The sequence below is a fragment of the Colwellia sp. E2M01 genome, from assembly GCF_018860585.1.
In the GTDB taxonomy this organism is placed as follows: domain Bacteria; phylum Pseudomonadota; class Gammaproteobacteria; order Enterobacterales; family Alteromonadaceae; genus Colwellia.
The window spans coordinates 1-4726 of sequence record NZ_JAHKPR010000084.1 but is presented as its reverse complement, the minus strand read 5'-3'; the positions used below and the strand labels follow the sequence as shown (position 1 = coordinate 4726).

Genomic DNA, 4726 nt, shown 5'->3' with positions numbered 1-4726 from the left:
ACTTGTTATATGCAACAGTTAGTAAAACCAAACTGCGCATGAACTTAAAGTTGCCGTAATAATAAAACCAAACCGTGAACTTTTACGCTACACACGAAAGGTTGAACTGAAATAATAGCATTGCCACCTTTGAAAAAGGTATAAAAGGCAATGCTTATTAGTGTTAACACCAAACCGTTTTTAGCGAAAAACTCGTTGTAATTATTACGCAAAACGATTTATTAAAATACCAAGCTTACACACTTTTAAGAACTAGTTTTTAAAAGCATATAACGCCCAAATAAGGGGCTGATAATTGTTGGCTAAAATGTGTAGCGAAGCGAAACCGAGCCAACTGTTAGCAGTCCCGCTTAATTTTCTTGTTAGTTTTATTTTTGATACGCGGCTTGTAATTCTTTTACATGCCTTGATCGCGCTAAACCTTCACCACCTGACGTGGCACATGATGCACACCTCTCTGCTCGCTCAATAGCTTTAGCTAGCATGAATTTAGATATTTCAAAAGTAGCGTTGAAACTAAACTTCTGTAAAGCTAAAGCCCCGAAATCATGATCTCTTGGCCAAGGTAATTTATCAGCCTCTGAATCAAATTTAATATAAGTTGATTCCGCTTGTTTGATATTGTTTAAATTCGATAATTGAAAAGCCAGACTCTCAACAGTTTCTGGAACAAACCCCGATTTTAAAATTTTATTTTTGGTCGATTCAAATGCAGACATAATTAATAAAACTAACGCTTTGCTAATGGGCAAATAACATGTTTGCTAAACTGCGCGGAGCGCGAGCAAACTGTTATTTGTCCTGTTGAGCAACTTGTTATATGCAAATTACGCCATTAAATCATTATACCAATACGCAACTTTATTTTGAGTAAACCATTCTGCGTTGTTTGAGTTTTCAAATATGCGTAACTGCTTAAGTTGAACACCATAACGGGTAAATATTGAAAGTAATTCACGCAATTCTTCATCAGGAATATCATTAGATGAAACAGTAACCTCAAGTTCAGTTCCAAAGCCTTGTACCTTTACAACGCTTTCAATTGAATTAAGCCAATTAAAAAATGAAACTTCATCACCTTGTGAAAAATATGAAACACTGTCACAGATTAATTTTAACACCGATCCTTCCTTTGCATATAACGCCACAATAAGCGGCTAATTGCAGTTGGCTAAAATAGTGAGGCACGAACGGCAGCCAACTGTAATTTGTCCGTTTGATTGCCTTGTTAGTTGGTTGATAGTTAAACACATTTTACTCACCAACAACACTAAAATTTAATAGAGTAAGTAAGAACTAAAAAGCACTGCACAACTTGCCGCTAACCGTGAATTTGAGCCTTAACACTTTTGCTAATTGAATTCACAAACCGAGTTAGGCGAAAACTGTTTAGCAAAAAATATTGAACGCGTTAGTGTCAAAAAAGTTAGCCACATAAAAGAACGGAAACAAGCGCAGTTTATGCGAGATAACTTCCCTATTTACACAAAATTATTCTTGAACAAGTTGTGCCAACTAACGCCCAATTAAGGGGCTTGTTAATACTTGGCTAAAATAGCGAGCGAAGCGAGACTAGCCAAGTGTTACAAGTCCCGCTTAAATTGCTTGTTAGGCGTAGTTTGTTGCCTGCCAGATATATAAATTTTAAAACCCAAAAAAGTTACTGCTATTAATAGAGTCAAACCCAAAATGCCCATATATTGATTAATACTCTTATAAGGTGTCCAATGTAAGTAATGTATCTTATATAGAGTATTTATCAATTCTGTATCATCGCCTCTTTGTCGTAACGTTAATCGATCCCAATCAAGTGAAACCTCAATCCCTGTATTTGTAAAAACTTTAAGATTATCACTAGTTTTTACACGTCCATATCGTTCTGGTTTATGTGTAAAAGAATCATTTAAAAGAGAAGTTAGTTCTAAACCTGTTGGAATTACTTTTGCTTTGAATGAGATCGGATCTAAATGCTGAAAGCCTTTATCTGTTTTAACAAGTAAATGATATCCAAGTATTGTTTTTAAAAGTCTGACCTCTTTCCATTCATTAGACTCTGGAATGACAAATAGTTTTTCTAAAGGATAAGTTTTTACAACTAATTGATCATATGCAGCTTGATACCCTGGTTTAATAAAGAAAATTATTCCTGTTATAGTCCAGCCAATTACAGGTAATACTAGAAGTAACCCAATAATTCTATGTATACGTTTACTTTTCATTATATTAATCTAACACCTGAAAATTGATGGGGGTCACCTATACTCCTAACGCCCCACTAAGAGGCAAATGATAGTTGGTTAAAATAAGCGACGAAGGAGCAAAAACCAACTGTTATTTGTCCTTTTAAGTGGCTTGTTATAACCCGCAGGCTACCCAACAAATTCTTTAAAACTATACTCACCTTCGGTAATAAGGTTTTCTTTGACCATTTCCTCAAACCAATTATTTAGGGCCGTTTTCATTAACTCCATAGAACCTTTCCATACAGGTTTGATATGTTTTACCCATAGTTCTATTTCCTTAGAAGTATAAACACTACCTTTACACAACACTTTGGCTATTTTAAGTATGTTTTCTGCGTTTTCTTTATCTATAACTTTGTCGGGAATTGACCAATGAGCCTTTCCAAGGCAATCAGTGTAGAAACCAATTTGTTTTAGGTTGTCTAAAAGCAATGGGTGTTCAGTCTTTTCACCAAATAATGATTTAAACTCTTCAAGCTGATTTGCCCCACTTGAAACTAAAGATGGAAATAACCACATTACATTTTTTTTGGTGTGAGAGCGATAAGCTCTCCATGCGTCTTTAACTTGATCACCATTTTTAGCTAATGCAAGTTCTCGTAAAATACTTACTTTGCCTGACTCTTCGATTGATAAAATAGATAAAGAAATAGCCGAAGGAAATCGATTTAAATTAAATAATATTTCAGCATCCTCGATTAAACGTCGAGCATTATCATTCGCAGCATTCATTCCTTCTGCGATCTGAGCAGGCTTTAATGAATTTTTCCATTGACCTAATCCTTTAGACACGAGCACCTCACTAGAAAGGGTTATAACGCCCCATTAAGAGGCAAAAAACAGCTTGCTATAATGCCTGAGGAACGAAGGACAGCAAGCTGTTTTTTGTCCTTTTGAATGGCTTGTTAGGGCTGCATTAGCCACAGAACAAAGCTTACTACCCACCCTAGAAATAAAAGAGACAAGCCCATGTTATTTATATAAAAGCGAGTTTTTAGAGTGAAAAATATTGGCGAAAGCTGATCAAGTTCTTTGAATGCTTGAGATATAGGTTTAGAAAAAAGCTGAGGTGTTAACCCAGCACCAAATAACAAAAAGGCAAGCCCGATATTTCTTATGACCTCACCAGCAGTAAATGTGGTAAGCAATAAGTCATAGAGGGATGTGGATAACATAAACAAAGCCATACCCCAAATAAATAAAACAATTGATGTATCCTTACGAGACAATTTAAACACTTAACTCTCCTTGTAGCCCTAACGCCACAATAAGCGGCTAATTGCAGTTGGCTAAAATAGTGAGGCACGAACGGCAGCCAACTGTAATTTGTCCGTTTGATTGCCTTGTTAGTTGGTTGATAGTTAAACACATTTTATTCACCAACAACACTGAAATTTAATGTCGCAAGTAAGAACTAAAGAATACCGCACAACTTGCCGCCAACCGTGAATTTGAGCCTTAACACTTTTGCTAGTTGATTTCACAAAACGAGCTAGGCGAAAACTGTTTAGCAAAAAACACTAAACGAATTATTCACTAAAAAGTTAACCACATAAAAGAACGGAAACAAGCGCAGTTTATGCGAGATAACCACCCTATTTACACAAATTTATTCTTGAACAAGTTGTGCCAACTAACGCCCAATTAACAGGCAAAAAATATGTTGGCTAAAATAAGCGACGAAGGAGCAAAAGCCAACTGTTTTTTGTCCTTGTTGAATTGCTTGTTATGTTTCAGTTGCTTGATGTGAAAGTAGTATTTCCTCTATGTCCTCAACAGCTTTATATTGCTTGTCGAGAACTTCATCTAAAGCGTTTTCCATACCAATTCGAGATAGATTTTCTATCTCGATAGTACCATCACTTAACGCAACTTTAATTGATTCTGCTTCAGATTTATATTCTGCAACTAGAATAGCTAGAGCAGACAACTTTGCATGTGTTTTTTCAAACGCTAATTGTTTTTCTGATAGTTTACGAGTTCTTACTATTGCCATAAAAGAAATACATACTGCAATTAAAGCAATTGAAGTGCTTATTATTTCATAATGACTCACAAACTCTCCTTGAAACATAACGCTTTGCTAATGGGCAAAATATAGTTTGCTAAAATGCGCGAGGTACGAGCCGCAGCAAACTGTATTTTGTCCTGTTGAGCAACTTGTTATATGCAGCAAGGCTTGTAGCCAAATACTACACAAACTTAAGTCACCCGTAATAATATAACCTGACCGTGAACTTTTGAGCTACACACTAAAGCCAGAATGAAATGAATAGCGTTGCCACCTTTGAAAAAGGTATAAAAGGCAGCGCTGATTCGTGACGCTAATTAACTAATTTAGCGAAAAATATGCACTAAAAATCTATTTATCTAAAGCTAATTTTTATTAGCATATAACGCCTTGCTAAGCGGCAAACGACTGTTGGCTATAATGCGCGAGGCACGAGCCGCAGCCAACTGTTGTTTGTGATCTTCCCCCGATA

At 36.0% G+C, this 4726-nt stretch carries 6 protein-coding genes; all 6 read right to left on the bottom strand.

The window, feature by feature from the left end:
• Positions 1–368 precede the first annotated feature (368 nt).
• Positions 369–719 (bottom strand): hypothetical protein, encoded by a 351-nt coding sequence (locus tag KO502_RS16225; RefSeq protein ID WP_216023623.1) that lies wholly within the window; start codon positions 717–719, stop codon positions 369–371.
• Positions 720–827: 108 nt separating this feature from the next.
• The gene (locus KO502_RS16220) at positions 828–1121 is read right to left on the bottom strand and encodes a hypothetical protein (protein ID WP_216023622.1); all 294 of its coding nucleotides are present in this window, start codon (positions 1119–1121) and stop codon (positions 828–830) included.
• Between the two features lie 462 nt (positions 1122–1583).
• A complete protein-coding gene (locus tag KO502_RS16215) occupies positions 1584–2219 on the bottom strand; it encodes a hypothetical protein (RefSeq protein ID WP_216023621.1) in 636 nt (211 codons plus the stop codon).
• A gap of 150 nt (positions 2220–2369) precedes the next feature.
• A complete protein-coding gene (locus KO502_RS16210) occupies positions 2370–3035 on the bottom strand; it encodes an AbiV family abortive infection protein (RefSeq protein WP_216023620.1) in 666 nt (221 codons plus the stop codon).
• A gap of 113 nt (positions 3036–3148) precedes the next feature.
• Positions 3149–3481, bottom strand: coding sequence for a hypothetical protein (locus tag KO502_RS16205; protein WP_216023619.1), 333 nt, complete (start codon positions 3479–3481; stop codon positions 3149–3151).
• 488 nt (positions 3482–3969) lie between these two features.
• Positions 3970–4317 carry a hypothetical protein gene (locus KO502_RS16200; protein WP_216023618.1) on the bottom strand — a complete coding sequence of 116 codons (348 nt, stop codon included), beginning with the start codon at positions 4315–4317 and terminating at the stop codon, positions 3970–3972.
• Positions 4318–4726: the final 409 nt, after the last annotated feature.